Source organism: Marivita sp. NO-S04 (assembly GCF_059070475.1).
This window is the reverse complement of record NZ_CM180980.1, coordinates 208,492-234,623: the sequence shown is the minus strand read 5'-3', so window position 1 is coordinate 234,623 and position 26,132 is coordinate 208,492. Positions and strand designations below refer to the sequence as shown.

The following is a 26,132-nucleotide window of genomic DNA, read 5'->3' as shown; positions in this document are numbered from 1 at the left end:
AACTCCCTATTGTTCATTTTTTGGAAAGTTTTCATTTATTCTTGGCCGATTGCGACACGACCAGTTTTTCCGGGAAGAGCCCCTGTGGTCGCCACAGAAGCATCCCCACGATCACGAAGCCGATCAGCACGAACTGGATCGACCCGGTATAGAGTTGCACCTCCAGCGGTGCGAAACGTGACAGCGCCCAGCCGCTGGCGGTCCATGCGGCCCAGATCAGGAAGGTCCCCATCACCGCGCCCTTGTTGTTGCCCGCGCCGCCGACGATCAGCATCGCCCAGATCTGGAAGGTGAGGATCGGAAGCACGTCTTGTGGGCTGATGAAGGCATAAAAGGTGGCGTAGAGTCCACCGGCAAGGCCCATGATCACCGAACCGGCCACAAAAGACGTGAGGCGCACGCGGGACGGCGATTTACCGAGCGACTGCGCGGCAGTCTCGTCCTCTCGGATCGCACGAAGGAGGCGCCCGAATGGGGACTGGATCAGCCGTTCGAGAAACAGGTATGTGGCGATCAGCAGGATCAGGACAAAGGCAAAGAAGGCGAGGTTGTAGGTGAACCCGTTGCCAAGTGTTTCGCGCAAAGGCCGTTCAAACCCACGAATGCCCTGCGCCCCGCCCAAAGCGTCGGTGTTGCGCATCACGGTCTCGAATGCGACGGCGACACCGAAGGTCGCGATGGCAAGGTAGTCATGCCTAAGGCGGATGGTCAGCAGCCCGACGATCCAGGCGACGACCCCGGCGCAGGCCATGCCGCCCAAAAGGGCCAGCAGGTATGGCAGGCCGAACCCACCCAGCTGCCCCGCTTGCGGCGTCCCGCCAAGGATCAGCGTGCCATAGGCCCCTGCCCCGAAGAACGCGACTACGCCGCCGTTGAAAAGGCCGGTGTTGCCCCATTGCAGGTTAAGCCCCAGCACCGCAATCGACAGGATCGAGGCGACCGTGGCGAAAAAGACGAGGTAGGAGATGATGCCGATCATGTGCGCTCTTCCCCAAACAGCCCATGCGGGCGCAGGATCAGTACGGCAAGGATGATGAGGAAGGGCACCGCCGGGCTGTAGCCCGAGGGCAGGATCACCAGCGCAAGGTTGGACGCGAGACCAACGAGGAAGCCCCCCAGCACCGCGCCGTAGATGCTGCCGATGCCACCGACGATGGTGGCGGCGAAGATCGGCAGCACGAGATCGCGGCCAAGCACCGGGCTGATCTGGTTGGTCAGGCCGTAGAATACCCCCGCTGCCGCCGCCAGCCCGCCACCGATCAGCCAGATCAGCACGATCATGCGGTTGAGGTTGATGCCCGATACCTGCGCCAGGGTCGGGTTTTCGGCCACTGCGCGCAAGGAATAGCCGAAGGTCGTGCGCGACAGGACCAGATGCAGGATGAACATGATCAGCAGCGCCGCCACCAGCGTGAATACCTGATCTGGTTTGATCAAGAGGAACGGATCACGGCTGACAACGATGGCAAAGACGATGTCCTGTGAATAGAGCTTTGGGTTCAAGCCAAAGATCAGGCCGAGGATGTTGCGGATGATCATGGCAACGCCGAAGGACGCGAAGACCATCGACAGCTCTCCGCCCTTGGCGCGGACGCGTTTGAACACGAGCTTGTCGACAGCCACAGCGGAAAGGCCCGTCAGCGCCATCGAGAGCAAGAGCGCCAGGGTCAGCGACCAGGTGAGACTGAGCGGCGGGATCGCCTCGGCCAGTGCGGGGTGGATCGCACCGAAGAGGCCGTCAAACAACAAAGCGGCATAGGCCCCGATGGAGAGCAGTTCGGCATGCGAGAAATTGGCAAAGCGGAGCATGTGCATCGCCATGGTCAGACCAATCGCGCCCAGCGACAGGATTGAGCCGACCAGCACTCCGTCCACAAGGTTCTGGATCATGCCGGTGTCACCCGCTTGCCGCCAAGGTAGATTTGCCCGACCACCGGATCGTTCAGCAGATCCTGCGCCGCGCCATCGACTTGATTGCGGCCATCGGCGAGGATGTAACAGTGATCCGCCATCCGAAGCGCCTGTTTGACGTTCTGTTCGACGAGCAGGATGGTCACGCCTTGTTCGGTCAGGGCGCGCGTGTATTCCAGCACCTCTTGCGCGGCCTTGGGGGACAGCCCGGCAGACGGTTCGTCCATCAGGATCACAGACGGGTTGATGGCCAGTGCCATGGCAACCGCAAGAAACTGGCGTTGCCCACCAGACAGCGCGCCAGCTTTCTCGGTCTGCTTGTCGGCCAAGGCCGGAAACTGCGTGAACAACGCGTCGCGCCGCAAAGCAGCCTCTTTGCCTGCGTTTCGCAAGACAAGGTCAAGGTTCTGCCGGATCGTCAGCGAGCGGAAGATGTTGTCCGATTGCGGGACGTAGGCCACGCCCAAGCCGCCCATCTGGTCCGGCCGCGGGTTTGTGATATGCGCGCCATTAAGCAGTACCGAACCGCTGGTCACCGGCACCAGCCCGGCAATCGCTTTGATCAGGGTTGATTTGCCCGCCCCGTTGGGACCGATGATGACCGTTACCTTGGCGGTCTCTGCGGTCAGTGACACGCCCTTGAGGATCGGTAAATCCGGTACGTATCCAGCGACGATATCCTGTGCCACAACCGCCGTCATTCGACCTGCGCCCCTAGATATGCGTCCAGCAGAACGGGATTGCTTTGCGCCTCATCCGCCGTGCCTTCGAACACCTTGCGGCCCTCGGCCAGTGCAATGACCGGATCGCAATGCTGCATGACGAAATCCATGTCATGTTCGATGATGACAAAGGTTTTGCCGCCGCGGTTCAGTTCTTCGATCTTTTCGATCAGCGTCCGTGTCAGGCTCGGGTTCACCCCGGCGGCGGGTTCATCCAGCAGGATCAGTTTGGGATCGCCCATCAGGATGCGGGCCAGTTCCAGCAGCTTCATCTGACCACCGGAGATCTGCCCCGCCGCCTGATCGGCCAATGGGGCGAGGGTGACGAAATCGAGCACCTCAATCGCGCGTTTGCGAATGGTGGATTCCTGATTTCGCATCTTGGCAGCGCCAAAGAACGGACCCCAAAGGCGTTCACCCACCTGCGCCATCGGGGCGAGCATGACGTTTTCGAGAACGCTCATCTTTGCGAAGGGGCGTGGGATTTGGAAGGTGCGGCCAAGTCCGAGGCTGAACAAGGCATCGGGTGAGAACCCGGTCACGTCCTGACCGTCGAGATGGACAGTCCCGCTGGTCGGTTTCAGCATTCCGGTCAGCACGTTGAAGAGCGTCGTCTTGCCCGCGCCATTTGGTCCGATCAGCCCGGTGATTGTGCCCGCGTGGATGTCGAGCGATACATCGTTGACGGCGCGGAACTCGCCGAAGGTCTTGCTGACGTTCCGGATGCTGAGGATCGGGTCAGCCATGCTACCCATGCACCGCGTCGTTCGGGTTGGTGTTCAGGTTGTACTTCATGATCCGGCCATGACGACTGCTCCTGTCCCCTTCGAGCGAATAGACGTCACCCTTGGGACCATCGGCCTGATCCAACACCGCATTGAGCGTCACATGATCCTCTTCATCCAACGCAAAGGCGAAGGTCTGGAGCGTCTGTGGCAAGTGGCGGGCATAGCGTGCGCCAACAATACCCGCCGCGACTTGTGGCTGATCCAGCACCCAGCGGGTGGCGACGGCAGAAAGCGAGACGCCATGCTTGTCACCCACCGTTTTCAGTGCTTGAAGAAGCGCCTGAAAGCGGTCCCACGGGCCGAATTCGTCGATGATCAGGCGGTACTTGATCAGACTGCGGTTCTCGAACTGGAACCCGGGGTCTGGCTCACCCAGCCATTTCTCAGTGATGAAGCCACCAGCAAGCGTGCCGTAGCAAATCAATTGCAGGTCGTTCTGCGCCGCCCAATTGGTGAGCCCGTTTTGCGGGCGGCGGTCCAGCACCGAAAATTGAACCTGTGCTGAGGCGATATCGAAGCCCGCATCGACAAACCGCTGCATCGCTTGCCTGTCCCAATTGGTGGTGCCGAGGTTCTTGATCTTGCCCTCTTTGCGCAGGTCTTTCAGCACATCAAGGGAGTCAACGGCATTTCCCTGTGACAGGTCCCACCAGAAGAACTGAACGAGGTCCAGCTGGTCGATCTTGAGCCTTTGCAACGACCGATCAATGATGGCGGTCACTTCATCTGGCCGCAGATCGGCCAGTCTCGTGAGGTCGGGCACCAGTTTGGTGTGAACGCAGACACGATCTGCAACCGACGCGCCTCGCCGCGCGCGCAGGTCGGCGATGAAATCACCGATCATCTCTTCCACGCCGGTGTAGATGTCGGCGCAATCGAATGTGAACAGGCCCTCATCGACAAAGGCTTCCATATCACGGATCGCCTGTGCGCGGTCCACCGGGCCGTGATCGCCCGCGAGTTGCCACCCACCGCGAATGACTCGGCTGATTGTATGGCCGGGGCGCAGTTGGGTGGTCTCGACGCTCATGTTTCGTCTTTCCAGTAGGGTGTGCTGCGCTGATCCGGCAGGCCGGTGGTTTCGGAATGGCGGAACGTGCGCTTGGCCGTCCGTGTCACCCGGAACCGACCGCCGCAATTGGGGTCTGGGCAGGCGATCTCGGCATCAGTGGACATCCAGTCATTGGGTGAGGTCGGGCGTTGTTTTGCGGGAAGCAGAGGCAACAGAGCGGCGAGCGCGTACATCGACACTTTCTGCTGGTCGTCGAAGATCAGCAATTCGCCTTCAACGCGGAAGCTTTCGCCCTCGACATGACGACAAACAGACGTGCGGTCGCCCACTACGGTTTCAACGCGCAGGTCGTACAGCCAGAATTCGTCCGCGTCCTGCGCCGCGCTCATCGTTCCCCTGACACGCGGTTCCGCGCGGTTGTTCCCTATTGTTAACCATATGGTTGCTGGGATCTTTCGGGCTTGTCAAACGGGTTCAGGGCGGCAACTCATGGGGCGACAGCCGAAAGGACCACTCTATGACCCACCCCGACACCATCGCCCTGAGCGACCGCCTGACCATCCGCCGTGCGCTGGTGGGCCTTTGGCAGGTGGCGGATATCGAGAAAGACGGAGACCTCATCGATCCGGAGGTCGGCGCGGATCATCTGGCGGCTTATGCGGATGCCGGGTTCGATAGTTTCGATATGGCGGATCACTATGGCACTGCGGAGGTGATCACCGGAGCGTTGTTGAAGCGCGGGGTCAAGGCCACCGTCGGCACCAAGTGGTGCCCGGTGCCCGGCCCGATGACGGCCGATGTCGTGCGCGTCGGAGTGCAGGAGCGGTTGGATCGGCTGGGAGTGGACCGCGTGGACCTGTTGCAATTCCACTGGTGGAGTTTCGAGCACCCAGCTTGGCTCGACGCGCTGCACGAGATGGCCAAATTGCGCGAAGAAGGGTTGATCGGAGAAATCGGCCTGACCAATTTCGACGCGGCGCACCTGCATCTTGCCTTGGCCGATGGCATCCCGATTGTCAGCAATCAGGTGCCCTGTTCGCTTTTGGATCGCCGCGCGACCGGCCCCTTGTCCGAGGTTTGCGCAGCGTGGGGCGTCAAGCTTGTGTGCTATGGTACTTTGCAAGGCGGGTTTCTATCGGAGAAATGGCTGGGCAAAGCAGAGCCGACCGAGATCACGGACTGGAGCAAGATGAAGTACAAACGCTTCATCGACACCGCCGGGGGATGGGACGCCTATCAGACGGTGTTGCAGGCGGCTGCAGATGTGGCGGCTAAGCATGGCGTGTCGATTGCCAATGTCGCCACGCGTTGGGTGCTGGAGAATGAAGCCGTTGCCGGGGTCATCATTGGCGCGAGGCTGGGTGAGGCCCAGCATACGGACGATAACCTCAAGCTGTTCCAATTCAGGTTGGACGAAGAGGACCACGCCCGCTTGAACGCGGCTTTTGCAGTGACAACCCCCCTGCCCGGCGATTGCGGCGACGAATACCGTAAGCCACCCTTCCTGACGGCCAGCGGGGACCTCAGCCATCACCTTGATACAATGCCCAGCGCCATGACAGTCGAGGACGTGCCGAACCGCCCCGGTGAAAAACGCGTTCTGTCAGGAAGCGAGTGGGAAGACATCGCAGGATATTGCCGCGCACATCGGATCGGGGATCGCATCTTTGTGTCTGGCACAACAGCGACCGCGGGTGTTGATCGGGCGGTGGCCCCGAAGGATGCAGGCGCGCAGACGACCTATGTCTTGGACAAGATCAGCGCAGCTCTCACTGCGCTTGGATCAAGCATTGACGACGTTGTCCGCACGCGTGTGTTCATGAGTGATGCCGAAGATGTGGTTGCCGTGTCCAAAGCGCATGGGCGCATCTTTGGCGATATCAAACCGGCCAATACGCTGTTCCAGATCGGCCAGCTGATCGGCGACTACAAAGTAGAGATCGAGGCCGAAGCGATCGTCCGGCCCCGAAGCTAGAAATCATTTCTTGGCCGCTTCCAAAGCGTCCAGACGGGCTTTGAGCATTTCGTTCTCTTCGCGGGCCTTCATCGCCATCGCGCGCACTGCGTCGAATTCTTCGCGCGTGACGAAATCGCGATCCGCCAGCCAACGGTCGACCAGCGATTTCATCGCAGTCTCAGCCTCGTCTTTCGCGCCCTGAGCCACGCCCATGGCGTTGGTCATCAATTGCGAAAGGTCTTCAAATACCTTGTTTCGGGTTTGCATGTCTGCCTCCGGCGTTTGCTTGATCTCTATATGGTCTTCACACCCGCGCGGCACAAGGTTGACTTCGCCGCAGAGAATTGAACATCTGCGCGCATGTCTACGGGTCTGCCTTTTCCGAATGTCTCGCCAGAGCTGTTTTCGATCTCGATCTTCGGGATTGAATTTGCGCTGCGTTGGTATGCGCTGGCTTACATCGCAGGCATTCTGATTGGGTGGCGGATTGCGGTTGCGGCAGTCAAACGCCCGACGCTTTGGGCCGATGATACTCCTCCGATGCGCCCCGAACAGGTCGAGGAATTGCTCACTTGGGTGATCCTTGGGGTCATTCTGGGCGGACGGCTTGGATTCGTGCTGTTTTATCAGCCGGGGTATTATTTGCAGAACCCAGCGGAAATCCTTGCTGTCTGGCAGGGTGGCATGTCGTTTCACGGGGGGCTTATCGGGGTGATTGGCGCTGCGCTGATGTTTTGCTTCAAAAACGGCCTCCCCTTGCGCCCCACTGCAGACATGATGGCGATGGCCACGCCGCCGGGACTTTTGCTGGGGCGGCTTTCGAATTTCATCAACGCAGAACTGTGGGGGCGGCCAACCAGCCTGCCTTGGGGGGTTCAGTTTCCCGGTCAGGCCGCACAATCTTGTGGACAGACGCTGGGAGAAATTTGCGCACGCCATCCGTCGCAGCTTTACGAAGCGCTGCTGGAAGGTCTGCTTTTGGGTGCCGTTCTGCTGTGGCTGGCTTTCCGTCGTGGGGCACTCAAAGTGCCGGGTCGGATCGTTGGCCTGTTCATTGGTGGCTATGGCGCAGCGCGTTTCTTGGTAGAGTTCGTGCGCCAGCCTGATGCGCAGTTCATTTCGGACGGCAACCCGCTCGGCCTTGCTTGGCACATCGGCGGGTATGGTCTGACCATGGGACAACTTCTCTCTGTTCCGATGATTGCAATCGGCATTTATCTCTGGCTGTCCGCACGCCGCGCCGGAGCCGTACGGGACACATGACGGAGCTTTCAAAAATCCTGCGCCGCCAAATCGAGGCGACCGGGCCGATTACCTTGGCCGACTATATGTCTGCTTGCCTGCTTCATCCCAAACACGGGTATTACACGACCCAAGACGCGCTTGGCGTCGATGGGGATTTCACCACAGCTCCTGAGATCAGCCAGATGTTCGGGGAACTCATCGGCCTCTGTGTTGCGCAATCCTGGATGGATCAGGGCGCGCCAGATCGGTTTGGCTTGGTAGAATTGGGACCGGGGCGTGGCACGCTGATCGCAGATATCCTGCGGTCCACGGTACAGGTGACGGGGTTTCACGCTGCAGTCGATTTGCATCTGGTCGAGGCATCGGCGCGCATGCGCAGATTGCAGGCGGCCGCCCTGCCCGCCTATCACCCAACGTGGCATGACACGGTAGAAACTCTGCCCGAAGACATTCCGATTTTCGTCATGGCCAACGAGTTTTTCGATGCGCTTCCAATCAGACAGTTTCAGCGTGACCCAAAAGGTTGGCGCGAGATCATGGTGGGGCTGTCGGAAACCGGTGTGCTGCAACGCGGGCTAAGTGATGCAGCACCGATTGAAGCGCTTAACAGCCGCCTGGACGACACACAGCCGGGTGCCCTTGTGGAAACCTGCGCACACGGCACTGCGGTTGTGGATGCTCTAGCCCGCCGGATCGCGACACAAGGTGGAATGGCGCTGTTCATTGACTATGGCGGGTGGCATTCCAATGGTGACACGTTTCAGGCGGTGCGTGCACACCGACCCGTTGATCCTTTCGCTGAACCGGGACAGGCCGACCTGACCGCCCATGTCGATTTCGAAGCGTTGGCACGTGCTGCGTTGATTGCGGGATGCGCGGCCAGCCAATTGACCAATCAAGGCGTGTTTCTTGAACGGCTGGGGGTCACGCCGCGCGCCCAGAGTTTGGCAAAGGGTCTGACCGGAGAACCACTTGCTGCGCATGTGGCTGCACATCGACGGTTGACCCATCCCGATGAAATGGGTTCCTTGTTCAAAGTGCTGGGTCTGTACCCAGTGAACGAGTCGCCGCCGCCCGGACTGGATCCATGACGCTGGAAATCATCACAGCAGATAGCCTCGGACCTATACGCCACGGATTTTTCACGCGGCGCGGCGGTGCATCTTCCGGGGTGTTTGCAGGGCTCAACTGCGGCGCTGGATCATCCGACCAGTCCGAAATCGTTGCCATCAACCGCGCCCGTGTCGCGGATGCGATGGAGGTTGCCGGAGATCAGCTGGTCAGCGTTCACCAAGTGCACTCTGCCAAGGTGGAAGTTGTGGAGGGACCGTTGGGATCGTCGAAACCACAGGCCGACGCCATGGTGACAAAAACGCCAGGTGTCGCGCTGGGTGTGCTGACGGCGGATTGCCAGCCTGTGCTCTTTGCCGATCACGATACCGGTGTCATCGGCGCTGCCCATGCCGGATGGCGCGGAGCTCTGGACGGTGTTTTGGAAGCAACGATTGATGCGATGACCCGCCTTGGTGCCAATCGCGAAACAATCAAAGCGGTGATCGGACCCAGTATAAGCCAACGTGCCTACGAGGTCGGACCCGAATTCCTCGATTCTTTTCTCGCCGAAGATCCACAATACGCTCGGTTCTTCGTCAATGGGGATGAAGACAAGTTCCACTTCGATCTGCCAGGCTTTGGTCTTTACAAGCTGCGCAGCGCCGGGGTGGACGCGGAATGGACACGGCACTGCACGTATTCTGACGCAGATCGCTTTTATTCCTACCGCCGCGCGACCCATGCGCGGGAGGCGGATTACGGCCGTTTGATTTCGGTGATCCGGCTCTGAACCGCGCCAGCGCCATTGGCGCAGTGCCTAAATCAATCACAGGAATACACCGGGATTGTCCACGTTTGGTCACAAACGCGCCCAATTGCACGGGTTAATTAGGATCAAGAAACAACGGAACACCACCGGAGCAGTCCAATGTCGCGCACTTCGAAATTCATCGCCTCTGTCGTTGCAACCTCGAAAGAGGACATGCCAGCGCTTCCTTTCCAGCGCGGCGCAGCCCGCAAGGCGATGTTTGCCCGCATCAAGGCTGAAAAGGCCGACCAACTGGCCCGCAAACGCGCCTGATCAAACCTACGGAATACAGCCGACCTGTCACGATCTTCCCCAATTGTGGCAGCGCTGTTCCGAAGACCCAGACAATCCTCCCCATATCGAAGAATTGGCCGCGATTTCGCGGCCAATTTTCGTTGAGCTTTGACGAATCAAACACTTCTGAGCCATCTTTTATTCAACGATATTGCACCGTCCTTCTGGTGTTGTTGGTGGGGGCCAACGCGGATGTGACCTAAGTTAAAAGGTATCACATGGCTCAGACCTCGACCGATCGCGCTGCGACGACCGACTTCAACGCCTATGCTGTTTCAACAGACAAAGTTGCCACGTTCGACGGGCAGCCTCGACGCGACATCCCTCTCACCCGCACCATCGAGGCTGCCGCCCTTCTGCAAGATCAGTCGATATCCGAGTCCAGTTTCACAGTTCCTGCATCTTCGACTTTCGAAGCCTGCGCGTCCGCCTTCGCCCGGGGCACGCTCATTTCAACGGTTATGGGGCCGATTGCTGTCGAAGATCTGATTCCCGGGGATCTGGTCGAAACACATCGCGGCCCACAGCCCGTCGTATGGATTGGCAGCACGCCCTATCTTCCGGATTTCGCCGCCGAAACGACCTCTCTGTCCTACTTGCTCCGTATGCCGGGAGTTGGCATGGACCAAAGCGATCTGCTGCTTGGTCCCGCAGCCCGGCTTGTGGTCCGTCAAGATCGTTTTGCTGATTTGCTCAACTGCGATGCGGTACTTGCCCCAGCCAGCGACTATATCGACGGTGACCGGGTCTTACGCATCACGCCGCCGGGATCGGTGCAATTATACCATTTCGCCTTGCAAAGCCACGGGATCATTCGGGCCAATGGGCACGAATTGGAAAGTTACCATCCGGGACGGGTTTCAGCTGCGGAAATCGGAAGCTCTGTTCGCGACATGCTGCAGTCGATGTTCCCGCATCTTGGGTCTCTCGAAGGCTTTGGCGACCTTGCTTTCCCGCGCACAACACGCGACGTGATCGAAACGTTGCGAGTCGCCTGACACGTCAAGCATCACTGCGTTGGCGCGGTGTCAGTCCGTGCCGCCCAGCCGCGCTTCCAATACGTCGAAAGGCACACCGGGTTCGTCCTTTGCCCCGCGGATCACAAGCGAAGTCTTGACGCTGCCGACGTTTGGCGATGTCAGCAGATCCCCTGTCAGAAAGCTTTGGAACGTGCTCAGGTCAGGAGCGACACATTTCAGGATGAAGTCCACTTCTCCGTTGAGCATATGGCATTCACGTACAAGCGGCCAACTGCGGCAGCGGTCTTCAAAGGCGCGCAGATCTGCTTCGGCCTGACTTTGCAGTCCGACCATCGCGAAAACTTGAACCTCAAACCCCAATTCGCGCGGATCAACCTCGGCATGGTAGCCCCGGATAAAGCCTTGCTCTTCCAAGGTGCGCACACGCCGCAGACACGGTGGCGCCGAAATACCGACCCTGCGGGCCAATTCGACATTGGTCATGCGTCCGTCTGCTTGAAGCTCTGCCAAAATCTTGCGATCTATTGGATCCAACCGATGTGCCGGCATCCTGAAGCACCCCTGCATTTTTCGACATTGTTATAGCATAGGTTTGTTGCGCGCAATATTGTTTCAACATTGAGCAACAATCTTTCTATACATTTTAGACTGTGAATTTTTCACACGACGCGGTGTCATTGATTTGCGAAGACACGCATGGGCGCATATATCCAAAGACTAGACAAAAACCGTACTCTGCGACGCGAGGCTGCCATGTCCGACACACGCCACACCAAAGTTTTGATCATCGGCTCCGGTCCTGCCGGTTACACCGCTGGTGTCTATGCAAGCCGCGCCATGCTGGAGCCGCTTCTCGTTCAGGGCATGGAACCGGGCGGGCAGTTGACCACGACCACCGAGGTCGAGAACTGGCCCGGCGACACAGAGGTGCAGGGACCAGACCTGATGGTGCGCATGGAAGCCCATGCACGCGCCATGGGCACCGATATTATCGGCGACCTCATCACCTCGCTGGACCTGTCCAAACGCCCGTTCACAGCGCAGTCCGACAGCGGCACGGTGTATACGGCGGATGCGCTGATCCTTGCGACAGGGGCACGCGCCAAGTGGCTTGGGCTGCCATCAGAGGACGCGTTCAAGGGTTTTGGCGTGTCAGCCTGCGCAACCTGTGATGGGTTCTTTTATCGCGGTCAGGAAATTGTGGTGTTTGGCGGCGGCAACACCGCTGTGGAAGAGGCGCTGTTCCTGACGAATTTCGCATCCAAAGTGACACTGATCCACCGCCGCGACGAGCTGCGGGCCGAGAAAATCCTTCAGGACCGTCTGTTCAAGAACCCCAAGATCGAAACACTGTGGCATCACCAGTTGGACGAAGTGTTCGGGACGGACATGCCCAAGGGCGTCGAAGGCGTGCGCGTCAAACACGTCGATACCGGCGAGATCACGGAGATTCCATGTAAAGGCGTGTTCATCGCCATCGGTCACGCCCCCGCCAATGAATTGGTCAAGGACGTGCTGGAAACCCATATGGGTGGGTATGTCGTGACCAAACCAGACAGCACGGAAACATCGATTCCCGGTGTGTTTGCGGCTGGTGATTTGACCGACCACAAGTACCGGCAAGCGGTCACATCGGCTGGCATGGGGTGCATGGCCGCTCTTGAGGCCGAGCGGTTCCTTGCGGAAGTTGGCGATGATTCAGGCAAGGTTGTTTCAGCTCCCTTGGGCTATGGCGCCGAAGTACCAGCTGCGGAGTAGGACGCGAGATGGGTCTGACTGAGAGGTCCGACCCACATCCCGGCGCGTTGGCTTTTTTTTCGGTAAACCATTTTCAAAACTGGCGTAAATTCCGCACATTTTCCCGAATTCATGAGGTGCGCGACCTTGTCACTGGACTTCTGTCCCGGTGGAGGCGTAACCAGCGCCCAAATTTGGGCAGTGAGCAGAACAATGTACCCGCAAAACCTTGCCCCAATCCCTGAACTTTATGTCTCGTATGACAGCGCCCAAAAGCTCAAGCTGGAAGCGGCTGAACTGTTGAGCCACGATCTGACGCCACGCCAGATTTGCGACCTGGAACTCTTGATGAATGGCGGGTTCAATCCGCTGAAAGGGTTTATGGGCGAAGAGGACTACAATAGCGTTGTCGAAAACATGCGCCTGGTCGATGGGTCGCTTTGGCCGATGCCGATCACGCTGGACGTGTCCGAAGCTTTTGCAGACAGCCTTGAGATCGGGCAAGACATCGCGCTCCGGGATCAGGAAGGTGTGATCCTTGGTACGATGACCGTTACCGACCGCTGGGTGCCGAACAAGGCGCGCGAGGCGGAAAAGGTGTTCGGTGCAGATGACGATGCGCATCCGGCAGTCAACTACCTGCACAACAAGGCAGGAAAAGTTTATCTGGGTGGTCCCGTCACCGGTATCCAGCAACCCGTCCATTATGATTTCCGCGGGCGTCGCGACACTCCGAACGAATTGCGCGCACTGTTCCGCAAGCTGGGTTGGCGCAAGGTGGTGGCATTTCAAACCCGCAACCCGCTGCACCGCGCACATCAGGAACTGACCTTCCGTGCTGCGAAAGAAGCGCAGGCCAACCTGCTGATCCATCCGGTTGTCGGCATGACAAAGCCGGGTGACGTAGACCATTTCACCCGCGTCCGCTGCTATGAAGCGGTGCTAGACAAGTACCCGCAATCTACCACGACGATGAGCCTTTTGAACCTTGCGATGCGCATGGCCGGCCCCCGCGAGGCGGTTTGGCATGGCCTGATCCGCAAGAACCACGGCTGTACCCATTTTATCGTTGGCCGCGATCACGCGGGACCCGGAAAGAATTCGGCGGGCGAGGATTTCTACGGGCCCTATGATGCGCAGGACCTCTTCCGCGAGCATGAGGCTGAGATCGGCATCGAGATGGTCGATTTCAAACACATGGTCTACGTTCAAGAACGTGCGCAATACGAGCCGATGGACGAGATCGCCGACAAGGATAACGTGACAATCCTTAACATTTCGGGCACCGAACTGCGCCGCCGCCTGACCGAAGGTCTGGACATTCCGGAATGGTTCAGCTTTCCCGAAGTGGTCACCGAGCTGCGCAAAACGCGCCCGCCGCGGTCACAGCAGGGCTTTACCGTCTTCTTCACCGGCTTCTCTGGCTCGGGTAAATCCACCATCGCCAACGCTTTGATGGTCAAGCTGATGGAGATGGGCGGTCGCCCGGTGACCCTTTTGGATGGCGATATCGTGCGCAAGAACCTGTCCTCGGAGCTGGGATTCAGCAAGGAACACCGCGACCTGAACATTCGCCGCATCGGCTATGTGGCGTCAGAAATCACCAAGAACGGTGGGATCGCAATCTGTGCGCCCATTGCGCCATATGCCACAACACGCCGTGCCGTTCGGGAAGAGATCGAACAGTTCGGTGCGTTCCTCGAGGTCCATGTGGCGACGAGTCTTGAGGAATGCGAACGCCGCGACCGCAAGGGGCTCTACAAGCTTGCGCGGGAAGGCAAGATCAAGGAATTCACAGGGATCTCTGACCCGTACGACGTGCCGGAAACACCGGAATTGCGTGTCGAGACCGAGAATGTCGAAGTCGACAACTGCGCTCATCAGGTGATCCTGAAACTCGAAAGCCTAGGACTGATCGCAGGTCAGTAAGACCAAGATAGAAGGGACGGAGCACATCCGTCCCTTTCTTTTTTGCCACGGCCTGTGCCGGAACACGGTTGCGCACGACACAGCGACATGTCCAACTGTCTCAAGTTCTCGAGAAGGGCTGGTGCCATGTTTCGACGATTTCTTTTCGCTTTGGCTCTATGTGCGCCAACACTCGCTGCGGCAGATCGGTCGTGTGACACCAAATTTCAGAAGGTTTGCATCGAGACCGTGCAGAACGGCAATACGATCACGTTTTATGCTGAGAACCTTTATCCCTTCCTGCCGGTCACGCTGGACATCACGCTGGACCTGAAAAACCTTGGGCGCAGCGAGGGCGGCGCGGGTCCTTTTGTTCTGGACGGCAACCAACGGGTGCAGCTTTTCAAACTGTCTCAGAGGCAGGCTGGCGCTTGGTCCTATCGTTACAATTTCACGTGGAGCCGAGGCGATTACACCGCGCGACACGACGATCGACACGCATATATGCTGCCGTTTGCCCCGGGACAGGCCTTCACTGTCGGTCAGAGCTGCAACGGCAGTTTTACCCATTTTGGCGCACGGCGCTTTGCCGTCGATTTCGACATGCCCCAAGGGACACCGATTCACGCAGCGCGTGATGGGATTGTCGTCGATCTAAAAGAAGATTCCCGCAGCGGAGGGCCGGGTGCGCAGTATCAGGATCTTGGCAACTACGTGATCATCCAGCATTCGGACCGCACCCTTGCGCAGTATTTTCACCTGCAGCAGGGAGGCGTCAGCGTGAACATGGGAGACCGCGTCCGCGCGGGTACGCTGATCGGTTATTCAGGAAACACCGGGCAATCCACCGGACCACACCTGCATTTCGATGTGGTTCGAGGCGATGTAGGTGTGACAAGCGAAACGCTGCCATTTCGCTTTGCCACATCTGCGGGGCCATTAAAATGCCCCGCCGCAGGTACGACGCTGCGCGCAGAAAACTAGACGAGCTCAGTGCACCGTGACGGGTGCAAAATCATTCTGTCGCGCCAGCATGAATGCCAGCTTGCGGTCCTTCACAAGTGCCAAACGCTCCCCATCGGCACGGTGGACGGCGTAGATGGTTGTTTCGTCCCCAAGCTCGCCCCGCACTTCATCCGGCAAGTCCGCAACTGCCACCGGGCGCACATAGACAAGGTTGGACTGGTCGGCATCTTTGAAATCAAATGGCGTATTCATGGATTAACCCTTCCTGATCTGGATTGTCTGAACCACGGTCTCGGGACGCAACATGGTCAGATCGACATGCAGCAGCCCGTTTTCCATGATCGCCTCACCGACTTCGACCCCATCAGCAAGCACAAAGCTGCGCTGGAACTGGCGCGCGGCGATCCCACGATGCAGGAACACCCGATCGGCTGTGTCGTCGTGCTGGCGTCCGCGGATCACAAGCTGTCTATCCTCAACGGTGATCGCCAGATCTTGTTCCCGAAAACCTGCCACTGCCAAAGTGATCCTGTACGATCCTTCGGAGGTCTGTTCGATATTGAAGGGGGGATAACCTTCGTTGCCGGATTTCGCAGTGCGTTCCAGCAAACGCTCCAATTGCTCGAATCCAAGCAGATGGGGATAGGATCCCAAGGTCAGTTTCGTCATCGACACGTCCTTTGTGCAAGCGACTGTGTTGGTGCGGCCCCATTCTGGCGACCGTTCACAAAGAAATATGGGGGCGCGACAAGCAAGACGCAAGGGCTTTGCGGAATCGCAGAATGCGGTTATCTTGCTGGTCTCAGCCACTTTTCGGGGACCGCGCTGCATCATGAATGCTCCTACTGATCTGTCGATGAAAACAGACGACGTCCTGAAGGTCGAACTCGAGGTGTTTCGCCGCGAGCACCGCGATTTGGACGAGGCCATTCGCGCGTTGCAGGAAACCGGAACAGCGGATCAGCTGACCCTGCAGCGGCTGAAAAAGAAAAAGCTGGTCTTGAAGGACAAGATCGCCCAGATCGAAGATCGGCTTCTGCCTGATATCATCGCCTGATATCAGGGCCGAGTTGCCCCCCGATCCGATCTGGCTATAGTGCGCGCTCCGAACACCTGAAGGGGCGCAGCGCCATGTCAGAATCGATCAAGGTCGGCATCATAATGGGAAGCCAGTCAGACTGGCCGACTATGAAAGAAGCGGCCGAAATGCTGGACGCGCTGAACGTGCCCTACGAGACAAAGATTGTGTCCGCACATCGCACACCTGACCGGCTTTGGGACTATGGCAAAACTGCCGTCGAGCGCGGTTTGCAGGTCATCATCGCAGGTGCAGGTGGGGCGGCGCACTTGCCCGGAATGATGGCGTCGAAGACCCGTATTCCGGTGATTGGTGTGCCGGTACAGACGCGCGCCCTTTCGGGTGTCGATAGTCTTTATTCGATCTTGCAGATGCCGCGAGGATTTCCAGTGGCCACAATGGCTATCGGGTCTGCCGGTGCAGCCAATGCCGGATTGATGGCTGCGGGCATTCTGGCCTTGCAGGATGGTGATCTTGCCGCCCGTCTTGACCAGTGGCGCGCCGATCTGTCGGCGTCCATCCCTGATACTCCCTCTGACGACGGATAACGCCATGACGCTTGCGCTTCCCATCGGATCGACCATTGGCATCATTGGTGGTGGTCAATTGGGCCGAATGCTGTCGGTGGCGGCCAGCCGTCTTGGTTTTCGCTGCCACATCTTTGAACCCGGCGCGACCCCACCAGCTGGGCACGTCGCCGATCAGGTAACCACAGCCGCCTATGACGACGAGGCCGCCTTGCGGGCTTTCGGTCAGTCGGTGGACATCATCACCTATGAGTTCGAGAACATCCCGACAGCCGCGCTTGACCTGTTGCAGGATCTTGCCCCGATCCATCCCGGTCGCGAGGCGCTTCGTGTCAGTCAGGACCGTTTGACAGAAAAGACGTTTCTTCAGGATTTGGGCCTGCAGACAGCGCCATTTGCGGACATCACCGATGCAGCCAGCCTCGAGACGGCGCTGGACGAGATCGGCACACCGTCGATCCTGAAGACCCGCCGCTTCGGCTATGATGGCAAAGGGCAGGCCCGCATCATGTCGCGCGACGATGCCGCGTTGGCATTGGCAGATATGCAGGGGGCACCTGCCCTTCTGGAAGGGTTTGTGAATTTCTCGCACGAAGTGTCGGTGATCGCCGCACGCAGTCTGGATGGGGCCGTCGCGGCCTTTGATCCTGGCGAGAACGTACACAGCGACGGCATCCTGCGCACGACGACAGTTCCCGCACGCCTCACTGCCAGCCAACGCACCGATGCGGTGCTTCTCGCTGCCAAGATCGCCAATGCCTTGAACTATGTGGGTGTGATGGGTGTTGAGTTGTTCGTCACCTCCAGCGGCCTTATCGTGAACGAGATCGCGCCGCGTGTGCATAATTCCGGACATTGGACACAAAACGGCTGCTCTGTGGATCAGTTCGAACAGCACATCCGCGCCATCACTGGCTGGCCCTTGGGCGACGGTCAACGTCATGCGGATGTCGTGATGGAGAACCTGATCGGCGATGATATGGATCGGGTGCCTGAGCTTGCGAATACGCCGGACTGCGCGCTGCACCTTTACGGTAAGGCCGAGGTCAAGCCCGGTCGCAAGATGGGCCATGTGAACCACATCAAGCGGGGCTAACTGCGCAGGAAGCGTTCCGCGACTGTACCGGTGAGATGCGCAACGCGACCGGCGGCAATGGTCGCCTCTACCCGGCGGGTGGTTGGATCAACGACGATCAGATCGGCACGCTTACCAATCTCAAGGGTGCCACGATCCGCGAGGCCAAGCATCTGCGCTGGCCCTGAGGACAGCATGGCCCAAGAAGAGGCGAGGTCGCAGAGGCCCAGCTCTTCGAGCCGGAATGCTGCACGCAAGGGGGACGGGTAATGGTAATCCGACGCCAGTGCATCGCACAGACCGTGCGCCACCAGTTCCGATGCTGCGATGTTGCCAGCATGGCTGGCCCCGCGCACGACATTTGGCGCACCCAACACAATATGCGAACCGTCCTCTCGCGCCGCTTGCGCCGCTTCGAGTGTTTCGGGAAATTCGCTGACAGTCGCACCGCGCGCGGCCCATTCCCGACGGTCTTCGGGGGTGCTGTCGTCATGGCTTCCAAGGACAATTGCTTTTTTGACAAGCCGCACAGTCAGCGCATCAAGGGCGGCAGGCACTTCTGAGGTCCGCTCATGCAGGCTCTGCATCAAAGCCAGGTGTGTTTCGGGGCTTCTTCCGCTCTTGAGCGCTTGCCCGGTCAGACGCGGCGGCTTGCGCCCTTCCGCTAGGCGCTGGTGCGGCAGGTGATCGTTAAACACAACATAGCCGATGCCAAACCGGTCAACCGCTGCCTCCGCCCGGGCAAAGTCGTCGAGGAGATGGGTCTCAAGCCGCAACTGCAGGCGTAGATCAACGGGAACCGCATCGCGCACCGCAGTGACACTTTCGAACACATGCTCGGCAAAGTCGGGGCCGCGCATGCCACCTTCCCATGAAAAGAACTGCGCCAGAATAGCGGTGGTGATGCCATTGGCCGCCAGTTCGGCCGCCGCTGCAACAACACCGTGTTCCGCTTCTCTCAAAGCGCCCCGGCGCGGAGCCATGTGGCGTTCGAACCCATCCCCATGCGGATCAACAATTCCCGGAAGGACAAGATATCCGGACAGATCAACTTCACGCCCAGAACCTCCGACCACAAGTCGCCCCTCGGCGAGACCGACAGGAGCTTCGGACCAGCCGTCAGGGGTAAGAACGCGCGCTCCGACAAGGGTTATCTCAAGGCTCATTTGCGGGCTCCGGACACATCCCGAACATACAGACCAATTCTTCAGTGTTGATGGATTGGGTCCAGTCCAGTTCCGGGTCGAATCGACCCGTCCGCAGAAAAAGATCGACCTGCGCAATGACAGACGGAGCCTGCATAATGAATGTATGGCTAACGGACATCGTCAGATGCGCTTTCATTCCAGCGACCTTGGTAGATTCGACAGAGACCTTTCCATCATCATCGCCCGGGATGAGGCTGGAAAAGAACGGATTTAAGGACCGTGTGCCTGCAATCACCCCAAGTTCGAACGTCACCGGAGGCAAGGATTTCGGAAGATCACCGGGCGCAGTACCCAACTGCTGCCCCGCAGGGCCATTGAGCCACTCGAACAGCTCTAACCCGCCAAGTTCATCGACCAGCTCACTGCCTTTGTTCGGCGGGGCCAACATGACAACCCGCCCAAGGTTTGCCGGGCGCTGATCCTTGAGCCAGAAGCGCAGCAGGATGCCTCCCATCGAGTGGGTGACAAAATGCACACGCTCTTCGCCACATGCGGCGACTGCGCTTGGGAGCGTTTCCTCAACCAAAGTCTGGATACGGGCCGTGGTCGAAGGATACCCCGGTGCGTGAACTGTGTAACCTTTTGCTTCGAGGACGGACTGCATCAGAGCAAAGGAGGTCTCTGTGCGCGCCAACCCATGCAACAGCACGACGCAATCCGCCTTGGCCGGCGATGCGGAGGCAACAGATAACGCAGCTGCAAGAGACAGGGCAAAATGTCGGAACATGACTGTCAGATACGCGCTGCACACAAGTTTAGGAAGGCCCTAGCGCCGCGACGTCACGGCGAGAAGAACGCCACCCAAAACAAGCAGTGCCGCCACGATCAATCGTGGTGTGACCGACTCGGACAAAAGCACGGCTCCGCCAGCAATGGCGATCACAGGCACAGTCAGTTGTGTGACCGCAGCGGTGCTGCCCCGCAGATGCGGAAGCACCGTGTACCACATGGAGTACCCAATACCGGATGTCACCGCGCCCGCAAGAACAGCCATCGCGATACCAAACATTGTCGCCTCTGAAAGATGGATGCCACCGAAGACTCCGATGGCCACACCCGAACCTGCACAGGCGATGGCTGCTGAAATACAGAAATTCGCAGCGGTGGCCCCCAAGGCATCAGAGGTGCTGCGTCCATTGAGCGAATAGATCCCCCAAGCCACACCTGCGATGGCCATCAGACCCGCGTGCCAAAGGCTGGGGGTCGCAGAATGACCCGGCCACAACAGCCATACCAACCCACCAAACGCGACTGCAGCGCCAATCCAACGCCTCGCGGCGGGCCTTTCGCCGCTGATCAGAGAGCCAGCAAACATCGTGATCTGCACAAGCCCAAATAGAATAAGGGCGCCCAATCCCGCATCAAGACTGACATAGGCAAGGGAAAACCCGAAGATATAGATCAGCAGCGACAGCACGCCCACCGTGCGGCCAGTTCCACCAAGCGCCAGCCGTCGATCACGTAGCATCACGAGAACCGTCAGCATAACTGCGCCAGCGCACAAACGGACAACCCCGAACGCAACAGCGTCAATGTCGCCTGACGCAAGTGCGACGCGGTTCAGAATCGAGTTCGACGCGAAGGCAATCAGAGTCAGGATGGTCAGGAAAAAAAGGCGCATGCGATTGGCTACCGCTTTGCGCTGCCAGTTGCCAGACACCATCTGCGCGTTTGCACCGTGTCCGAAGCCACAGCCCCAGCTTCGTCTTTCGAAGAATTTGGAGCAGTGTTGACGAAGTCGTAAGCGCCGACCTTGCCTTCAAAAACAAAGGCGCCCAAAGGCGCCCTTGCTCAAAACTTGTGTCGGCTTGATCGACAGACGTCCCGAAGGACATCTGCTGATTACATCATGCCGCCCATGCCACCCATGTCGGGCATGCCGCCGCCACCAGCGCCTTCTTTCTGCGGCTTGTCGGCAACCATGGCTTCGGTTGTGATCAGCAGACCAGCGATGGAGGACGCATCTTCCAGAGCGGTACGCACAACCTTGGCCGGGTCAATAACGCCGAACTTGAACATGTCGCCATATTCGTCGGTCTGCGCGTTGTAGCCGAACTTGAGGTCTTCGCTTTCACGGATTTTGCCAGCAACGACGGAACCGTCGACGCCTGCGTTTTCCGCGATCTGACGCAGCGGTGCTTCCAGTGCCTTGCGGACAATGGCGATACCGGCGTTCTGGTCGCTGTTTGCACCTGTGAGACCTTCAAGCTTTTTGCCGGCCTGAACCAGAGCAACACCACCACCAACGACGATACCTTCCTGAACAGCGGCACGTGTCGCATTCAGTGCATCGTCAACGCGGTCTTTGCGCTCTTTCACTTCGATTTCGGTCATGCCGCCAACGCGGATGACTGCAACACCGCCTGCGAGTTTCGCAACGCGTTCCTGAAGCTTTTCACGATCGTAATCGGACGTGGTTTCTTCGATCTGGTTACGGATCTGAGCAACGCGTGCCTCAATCTCGGCCTTCTCGCCTGCGCCGTCAACGATGGTGGTCTCGTCTTTGGTGATCTGGATTTTCTTGGCGGAACCAAGCATGTCCATGGTCACGTTTTCGAGCTTCATGCCCAGGTCTTCGGAGATGACCTGGCCACCTGTCAGGATCGCGATGTCCTGCAACATTGCCTTGCGGCGATCACCAAAGCCCGGTGCTTTCACGGCAGCAATCTTGAGGCCGCCACGCAGCTTGTTGACCACGAGGGTCGCCAGCGCTTCGCCTTCGACGTCTTCTGCGATGATCAGCAGCGGTTTCTGCGACTGGATCACCTGCTCGAGCAGCGGAACCATCGGCTGAAGCGAGGACAGCTTTTTCTCGTGCAGCAGGACAATGCAGTCCTCCAGCTCGGCTGTCATCTTGTCAGCGTTTGTCACGAAATAGGGGCTGAGGTAGCCACGGTCGAACTGCATGCCTTCGACGACATCGGTCTCGGTCTCGAGGCCTTTGTTTTCTTCGACGGTGATCACACCCTCGTTGCCGACTTTCTGCATTGCGTCCGCGATCTGGCGACCGATTTCAGCTTCGCCGTTTGCAGAGATCGTACCAACCTGTGCGACTTCGTCGCTGTCGGTCACGTCACGTGCTGCGGCTTTGATGGCTTCAACAACCTTGGACGTCGCGAGGTCAATGCCGCGCTTGAGGTCCATCGGGTTCATGCCCGCTGCAACCGACTTCATGCCTTCTTTTACGATGGCTTGGGCCAGAACGGTTGCTGTGGTGGTGCCGTCACCGGCTTCGTCGTTGGTGCGGGAAGCAACTTCCTTCACCATCTGTGCGCCCATGTTCTCGAACTTGTCTTCCAGTTCGATTTCCTTGGCAACAGACACACCGTCTTTTGTGATGCGCGGTGCGCCGAAGGATTTATCAAGCACGACGTTACGGCCTTTCGGGCCGAGTGTCACCTTCACCGCGTCGGCGAGGATGTTGACACCCTTCAGCATGCGCGAACGGGCGTCTGTATTGAATTTTACGTCTTTCGCAGACATCGCTTAGTCTCCACTAATGTAGTCAGAGGTATTTGTTTGGAACCACGACGGGTGTTCAGGCAGCTTTCGCTGCTGCGTCGTCCGTGATGATGCCGAGGATGTCCGACTCCTTCATGATGAGGAGTTCTTCGCCATTGACCGTCACTTCTGTGCCCGACCATTTGCCGAAAAGGACCTTGTCGCCGGCTGCAACAGCCATCTCGATCAGCTCGCCACTGTCCTTGCGCGCGCCTTCGCCACACGCAACAACCACGCCTTCTGCCGGCTTTTCTTTGGCGCTATCTGGGATGATCAGGCCACCAGCAGTTTTTTCGTCACTTTCTGTGCGACGGACCAGCACGCGGTCATGAAGCGGTTTGAATGCCATCTTCGAGTCTCCTTACTCAAAGTTTCCACTAAAAGTCCCTCGCTCCCCGAAGGACTGTTGTCACTCTCTGTAGCTGAGTGCTAACGGCGGATAACTAGGCATCGCGAAAGCGTGAGTCAACATGCTCAATTGTAAATTTTTCACGAAAATAGAGGGTTGATAGGGCTTGTATTCAGTAGCTCGGCGACCGTTCCGCCCATCCTGCAAAGATCTTTTCCAACGCAACGACCACGTAATAAAGAACAATCCCCATCAGCGCCAAAGCAATCAACACAGCGAACATAAGCGGATAGTCCGAGTTCGTCTTGCCGGAGTCGAACAATGCCCCGAGGCCACGGCCGTGCGGCGACACGATTTCCATCAGATTGGTGCCGATGAACGCAAGTGTCACAGCCACTTTGAGCGCGCCGAAGAATTCGGGAAGCGTTTTCGGCAATGCGATTTTCCAGAAGATCGTAGTCTTGGATGCCCCTAGAGAGGCGAGAATGTCCCGGTACTCCGGCTCTAGAGTACTGAGGCCGATAGAGACCGAAACCGCGATCGGAAAGAACGAGATCATGAATGCGATGAGGATCGTGTTGAAGTTGTGATCCCCCACAAACAACAAGGCCACGATGGGCACTACTGTCGCCTTGGGGATCGCGTTGAACCCCACAAGAAGCGGATAGAGCGCGTCCCGCATCGTGCGCGAGAAGCCCATGACCATCCCCAGAAAGATGCCGAATGCGATGGCCAAAAGCAGGCCGACGACAGTCCTCCAAAGGGTTTGCCAGCCCATCACAAGGAACAGCTCCCAATAGCGGGCATAGGCCGGCGGCAGGTCGGACGGCGAGGCCATCACATAATTCGGCCAGCCGTTTACCCACACAAGAAATTCCCAAAGCACCCCGAAAAGCACAATCGCAGAGAGTGGAACAAGGATCTGACGAAAAGTCATTTTGCAGGCTCCTCCGCTTCGGTGCGGCCCTGCGCGATCTGAATCTGGTGGCGCAGGATATTCAACGCCTCGGCGGATTCGGGCGTATACAGATGTTCGATGTCCCGGTCCCCGGTCAGGTGCACGTCCATCACGTATTGGGTTTTTGCAGGACGCCCGGACAGCACCACCACCTGATCGGCCAGAAAGATTGACTCGCGCAGGTCGTGGGTGATGAGAACACCGGTGAACGGCTCTTCTGCCTTCACTTTGTGCATGGTTTGCCACAAGTCTTCACGGGTGAAGGCATCCAGCGCACCGAACGGTTCGTCCAAGATCAAAACGTCAGGTTTATGAACAATCGACCGGCACAGCGACGCGCGCTGGCGCATCCCGCCAGACAATTCGCTGGGGCGTTTTTCCTCGAACCCCTCAAGACCGACCAGCGCCAGAAGCTTGCGTGCCCGGTCTTCCTGTTCACGTTTGCTGAGTTTGGTCGGCACGATTTCCAACGGCAGCATCACGTTTTGCAAAATCGTGCGCCATTCCAGCAGAACGGGGTTCTGAAAGGCCATACCCACTGTCGACTTAGGCCCTTTGACCAATTCGCCATGCAACCAGACTTCACCATGATCAGGTTTCATCAAACCCGCGATCAATCTGGTCAAAGTGGATTTTCCGCAGCCCGACGGCCCGACAACGGCGGCAAATCCACCTTCCGGAACACTAAGTTCTAGACCGTCAAGAACCGGCAATGGCCCAGACTTGGTTGGGTAGGCGTGCCGCACGCCTTTGATTTCAATAAGATTTTCCGACACGCGCACCGCCTGAGATCAAGGGCCGATCATGTGAGCATGACCGGCCCGATGGTAGATTTATTTCAACATACGCGCGCTGGCGTCAGGCAGATACGCATCGGTGAAATAGAGACTCGCAGTTGGTTCATTCTGGAACTCGTATGTCTGCGCGATTTGCTCGATGGCTTTTGCCATACGCGCATCATCAATTCCGCCCATGCCATTTTCCATCGCAAAGTCCGTGGCGACGTTGGCGTTGATGGACAGTTCCAGACGACGCTTTTCAAGCTCTGCGTCGGCGGCCGGGTTGCGTTCGATCAAGCTTGCGATTGCCGTATCCGGGTCTGCGATCACATCTTTCCAACCCGCTGCCACAGCACCAAGAAAGCCTGTGATCAGCTCGGGATTGTCCGCGGCGAAGTTTGTGTTCGCGATGATCGCGTTGCCATAGAGCGAGAGGCCATAATCCGCCATCAGGATGGTCGAGATATCCTCTTCCGGGACGCCAAGACGCACGAGGTTCAGATAGGACGAAAACGAGAAGCCGGTGATGGCGGCCACGTTGCCCTCGGCCAACATCGGTTCGCGGGTCGGGAAACCAACCGGCTCAACCGTGATGGAGGCCACATCCAGATCATTGGCAATAGCAAAGGCCGGGAACTGCGCCCACGCGCCATCGGGCGGAGGTGCGCCAAGAACTTTGCCTTCGAGGTCTTTCGGCGTTTCAACGCCCAGAGACTTGCGGCCGATGATGGCGAAAGGTGGCTTGTCATAGACCATCATCACAGCCGTCACGGGGGCACCGGGGTTTTGGTCAAGAAACTTGATCAACGAGTTGATATCCGCAAACCCAACGGGGAATGCGCCAGTCGCAACTTTCGGGATCGCGTCAAGTGAACCCTGCCCTGCCGAGATCTCGACCTTTAGACCTGCCGCTTCGAAATGGCCGTTGTCGATCGCGACGAAATACGGCGCAGCAGGGCCTTCAAATTTCCAGTCGAGCGCGAACGGAAAATCCGCCTGAGCAAAAGCCGCACTTGCAAAACTCAGAGTTGTGGCGAACGCCGCCAGCGTTTGTTTTAACATCAGGTATCTCTCCGTTTCATTTGCACGCAAACCTGTTCCATCACCTTGGAAAACGGAACACGAAGCACCGCTTGCACGAGCCCGCAGTCATGTTGTGCACAATTCCTACGCAGTTATGATGATGCTGCTCAAACGATTAGCATGCACCATCTGCCTGCCAAATGAAAAAAGCGCCCTATCGAAGACGCAACGTCTGTGCAGAACCGCTTCAACG

At 58.3% G+C, this 26,132-nt stretch carries 30 protein-coding genes; 12 read left to right on the top strand and 18 right to left on the bottom strand.

Annotated features, from left to right (window positions below; genetic code table 11):
* Window positions 1–31 precede the first annotated feature (31 nt).
* Genes ACK3EW_RS01255 through ACK3EW_RS01230 form a run of 6 tightly spaced genes read right to left on the bottom strand, consistent with a single transcriptional unit; the run spans window position 32 to window position 4,822 of the window.
* A complete protein-coding gene (locus ACK3EW_RS01255; protein WP_493808146.1) occupies window positions 32–979 on the bottom strand; it encodes a branched-chain amino acid ABC transporter permease in 948 nt (315 codons plus the stop codon).
* Window positions 976–1,890: a branched-chain amino acid ABC transporter permease gene (locus ACK3EW_RS01250; RefSeq protein ID WP_493808145.1), complete on the bottom strand. Its 915-nt coding sequence runs from the start codon at window positions 1,888–1,890 to the stop codon at window positions 976–978. The genes ACK3EW_RS01255 and ACK3EW_RS01250 overlap by 4 nt, the downstream gene beginning before the upstream one ends.
* The gene (locus tag ACK3EW_RS01245) at window positions 1,887–2,612 is read right to left on the bottom strand and encodes an ABC transporter ATP-binding protein (protein ID WP_493808144.1); all 726 of its coding nucleotides are present in this window, start codon (window positions 2,610–2,612) and stop codon (window positions 1,887–1,889) included. The genes ACK3EW_RS01250 and ACK3EW_RS01245 overlap by 4 nt, the downstream gene beginning before the upstream one ends.
* Entirely contained in the window at window positions 2,609–3,388 is a 780-nt protein-coding gene (locus tag ACK3EW_RS01240) for an ABC transporter ATP-binding protein (RefSeq protein ID WP_493808143.1), read from the bottom strand. Before ACK3EW_RS01240 ends, ACK3EW_RS01245 begins: the two co-directional genes overlap by 4 nt.
* Complete coding sequence (locus ACK3EW_RS01235) at window positions 3,381–4,451, bottom strand: aldo/keto reductase (protein ID WP_493808142.1); 1,071 nt, start codon at window positions 4,449–4,451, stop codon at window positions 3,381–3,383. Before ACK3EW_RS01235 ends, ACK3EW_RS01240 begins: the two co-directional genes overlap by 8 nt.
* On the bottom strand, window positions 4,448–4,822 hold the full coding sequence (locus ACK3EW_RS01230) for a TIGR04076 family protein (RefSeq protein WP_085627981.1): 375 nt from the start codon (window positions 4,820–4,822) through the stop codon (window positions 4,448–4,450). Before ACK3EW_RS01230 ends, ACK3EW_RS01235 begins: the two co-directional genes overlap by 4 nt.
* A 128-nt stretch (window positions 4,823–4,950) precedes the next feature.
* On the opposite strand from ACK3EW_RS01230, the gene ACK3EW_RS01225 reads away from it, so the two are divergent.
* On the top strand, window positions 4,951–6,408 hold the full coding sequence (locus ACK3EW_RS01225; protein ID WP_493808141.1) for an aldo/keto reductase: 1,458 nt from the start codon (window positions 4,951–4,953) through the stop codon (window positions 6,406–6,408).
* Between the two features lie 3 nt (window positions 6,409–6,411).
* Here the strand turns inward: ACK3EW_RS01225 and ACK3EW_RS01220 are convergent, their stop codons facing one another.
* Window positions 6,412–6,657, bottom strand: a complete 246-nt coding sequence (locus ACK3EW_RS01220) for an accessory factor UbiK family protein (RefSeq protein WP_085627979.1) — start codon at window positions 6,655–6,657, stop codon at window positions 6,412–6,414.
* A 93-nt stretch (window positions 6,658–6,750) separates the two neighbouring features.
* On the opposite strand from ACK3EW_RS01220, the gene lgt reads away from it, so the two are divergent.
* The 5 genes from lgt (at window position 6,751) to ACK3EW_RS01195 (ending at window position 10,788) form a co-directional block, all read left to right on the top strand.
* Window positions 6,751–7,653, top strand: a complete 903-nt coding sequence (lgt, locus tag ACK3EW_RS01215) for a prolipoprotein diacylglyceryl transferase (RefSeq protein ID WP_493808140.1) — start codon at window positions 6,751–6,753, stop codon at window positions 7,651–7,653.
* Window positions 7,650–8,726, top strand: coding sequence for a class I SAM-dependent methyltransferase (locus tag ACK3EW_RS01210; protein WP_493808139.1), 1,077 nt, complete (start codon window positions 7,650–7,652; stop codon window positions 8,724–8,726). Before lgt ends, ACK3EW_RS01210 begins: the two co-directional genes overlap by 4 nt.
* Window positions 8,723–9,478, top strand: a complete 756-nt coding sequence (pgeF, locus tag ACK3EW_RS01205) for a peptidoglycan editing factor PgeF (protein WP_493808138.1) — start codon at window positions 8,723–8,725, stop codon at window positions 9,476–9,478. The genes ACK3EW_RS01210 and pgeF overlap by 4 nt, the downstream gene beginning before the upstream one ends.
* Window positions 9,479–9,616: 138 nt before the next feature.
* The gene (locus ACK3EW_RS01200) at window positions 9,617–9,769 is read left to right on the top strand and encodes a hypothetical protein (RefSeq protein WP_171046048.1); all 153 of its coding nucleotides are present in this window, start codon (window positions 9,617–9,619) and stop codon (window positions 9,767–9,769) included.
* 239 nt (window positions 9,770–10,008) lie between these two features.
* Window positions 10,009–10,788 (top strand): Hint domain-containing protein, encoded by a 780-nt coding sequence (locus tag ACK3EW_RS01195; protein WP_439118517.1) that lies wholly within the window; start codon window positions 10,009–10,011, stop codon window positions 10,786–10,788.
* 30 nt (window positions 10,789–10,818) lie between these two features.
* Here ACK3EW_RS01195 and ACK3EW_RS01190 read toward each other — a convergent pair whose 3' ends face one another.
* A complete protein-coding gene (locus tag ACK3EW_RS01190) occupies window positions 10,819–11,319 on the bottom strand; it encodes an Lrp/AsnC family transcriptional regulator (protein ID WP_085627974.1) in 501 nt (166 codons plus the stop codon).
* Between the two features lie 204 nt (window positions 11,320–11,523).
* Between ACK3EW_RS01190 and trxB the strand changes: the two genes are divergently transcribed.
* The 3 genes from trxB (at window position 11,524) to ACK3EW_RS01175 (ending at window position 15,399) form a co-directional block, all read left to right on the top strand.
* Window positions 11,524–12,528, top strand: a complete 1,005-nt coding sequence (trxB, locus tag ACK3EW_RS01185; protein WP_493808137.1) for a thioredoxin-disulfide reductase — start codon at window positions 11,524–11,526, stop codon at window positions 12,526–12,528.
* A gap of 192 nt (window positions 12,529–12,720) precedes the next feature.
* Window positions 12,721–14,436, top strand: a complete 1,716-nt coding sequence (locus ACK3EW_RS01180) for a bifunctional sulfate adenylyltransferase/adenylylsulfate kinase (protein ID WP_493808136.1) — start codon at window positions 12,721–12,723, stop codon at window positions 14,434–14,436.
* A 126-nt stretch (window positions 14,437–14,562) separates the two neighbouring features.
* Entirely contained in the window at window positions 14,563–15,399 is an 837-nt protein-coding gene (locus ACK3EW_RS01175) for a M23 family metallopeptidase (protein WP_493808135.1), read from the top strand.
* Between the two features lie 6 nt (window positions 15,400–15,405).
* Here the strand turns inward: ACK3EW_RS01175 and ACK3EW_RS01170 are convergent, their stop codons facing one another.
* Complete coding sequence (locus ACK3EW_RS01170; protein WP_085627971.1) at window positions 15,406–15,633, bottom strand: DUF1150 family protein; 228 nt, start codon at window positions 15,631–15,633, stop codon at window positions 15,406–15,408.
* A gap of 3 nt (window positions 15,634–15,636) precedes the next feature.
* Entirely contained in the window at window positions 15,637–16,050 is a 414-nt protein-coding gene (locus ACK3EW_RS01165; protein ID WP_439118521.1) for an Hsp20 family protein, read from the bottom strand.
* Window positions 16,051–16,213: 163 nt separating this feature from the next.
* Here ACK3EW_RS01165 and ACK3EW_RS01160 point away from each other — a divergent pair, with 163 nt between their 5' ends.
* From ACK3EW_RS01160 to ACK3EW_RS01150, 3 genes are all read left to right on the top strand, one after another.
* Window positions 16,214–16,438 carry a YdcH family protein gene (locus tag ACK3EW_RS01160; RefSeq protein WP_439118522.1) on the top strand — a complete coding sequence of 75 codons (225 nt, stop codon included), beginning with the start codon at window positions 16,214–16,216 and terminating at the stop codon, window positions 16,436–16,438.
* Between the two features lie 74 nt (window positions 16,439–16,512).
* Complete coding sequence (purE, locus tag ACK3EW_RS01155) at window positions 16,513–17,007, top strand: 5-(carboxyamino)imidazole ribonucleotide mutase (RefSeq protein WP_493808134.1); 495 nt, start codon at window positions 16,513–16,515, stop codon at window positions 17,005–17,007.
* 4 nt (window positions 17,008–17,011) lie between these two features.
* On the top strand, window positions 17,012–18,082 hold the full coding sequence (locus ACK3EW_RS01150) for a 5-(carboxyamino)imidazole ribonucleotide synthase (RefSeq protein ID WP_493808133.1): 1,071 nt from the start codon (window positions 17,012–17,014) through the stop codon (window positions 18,080–18,082).
* On the opposite strand, the gene ACK3EW_RS01145 is transcribed toward ACK3EW_RS01150, so the two are convergent.
* From ACK3EW_RS01145 to ACK3EW_RS01110, 8 genes are all read right to left on the bottom strand, one after another.
* Window positions 18,079–19,227: an alpha-D-ribose 1-methylphosphonate 5-triphosphate diphosphatase gene (locus tag ACK3EW_RS01145; RefSeq protein ID WP_493808132.1), complete on the bottom strand. Its 1,149-nt coding sequence runs from the start codon at window positions 19,225–19,227 to the stop codon at window positions 18,079–18,081. The two genes, ACK3EW_RS01150 and ACK3EW_RS01145, sit on opposite strands and share 4 nt — an antisense overlap.
* Window positions 19,217–19,996, bottom strand: coding sequence for an esterase/lipase family protein (locus tag ACK3EW_RS01140; protein ID WP_439118526.1), 780 nt, complete (start codon window positions 19,994–19,996; stop codon window positions 19,217–19,219). Before ACK3EW_RS01140 ends, ACK3EW_RS01145 begins: the two co-directional genes overlap by 11 nt.
* A gap of 39 nt (window positions 19,997–20,035) precedes the next feature.
* Complete coding sequence (locus ACK3EW_RS01135) at window positions 20,036–20,890, bottom strand: DMT family transporter (RefSeq protein WP_493808131.1); 855 nt, start codon at window positions 20,888–20,890, stop codon at window positions 20,036–20,038.
* A gap of 221 nt (window positions 20,891–21,111) precedes the next feature.
* Complete coding sequence (groL, locus tag ACK3EW_RS01130) at window positions 21,112–22,752, bottom strand: chaperonin GroEL (RefSeq protein WP_439118528.1); 1,641 nt, start codon at window positions 22,750–22,752, stop codon at window positions 21,112–21,114.
* Between the two features lie 55 nt (window positions 22,753–22,807).
* On the bottom strand, window positions 22,808–23,119 hold the full coding sequence (locus ACK3EW_RS01125) for a co-chaperone GroES (RefSeq protein ID WP_085627964.1): 312 nt from the start codon (window positions 23,117–23,119) through the stop codon (window positions 22,808–22,810).
* A gap of 172 nt (window positions 23,120–23,291) precedes the next feature.
* Window positions 23,292–24,056 (bottom strand): ABC transporter permease, encoded by a 765-nt coding sequence (locus ACK3EW_RS01120; protein ID WP_085627963.1) that lies wholly within the window; start codon window positions 24,054–24,056, stop codon window positions 23,292–23,294.
* A complete protein-coding gene (locus tag ACK3EW_RS01115) occupies window positions 24,053–24,853 on the bottom strand; it encodes an ABC transporter ATP-binding protein (RefSeq protein ID WP_439118529.1) in 801 nt (266 codons plus the stop codon). Before ACK3EW_RS01115 ends, ACK3EW_RS01120 begins: the two co-directional genes overlap by 4 nt.
* Before the next feature lie 57 nt (window positions 24,854–24,910).
* Window positions 24,911–25,918: an ABC transporter substrate-binding protein gene (locus ACK3EW_RS01110; protein ID WP_493808130.1), complete on the bottom strand. Its 1,008-nt coding sequence runs from the start codon at window positions 25,916–25,918 to the stop codon at window positions 24,911–24,913.
* Between the last annotated feature and the right edge of the window lie 214 nt (window positions 25,919–26,132).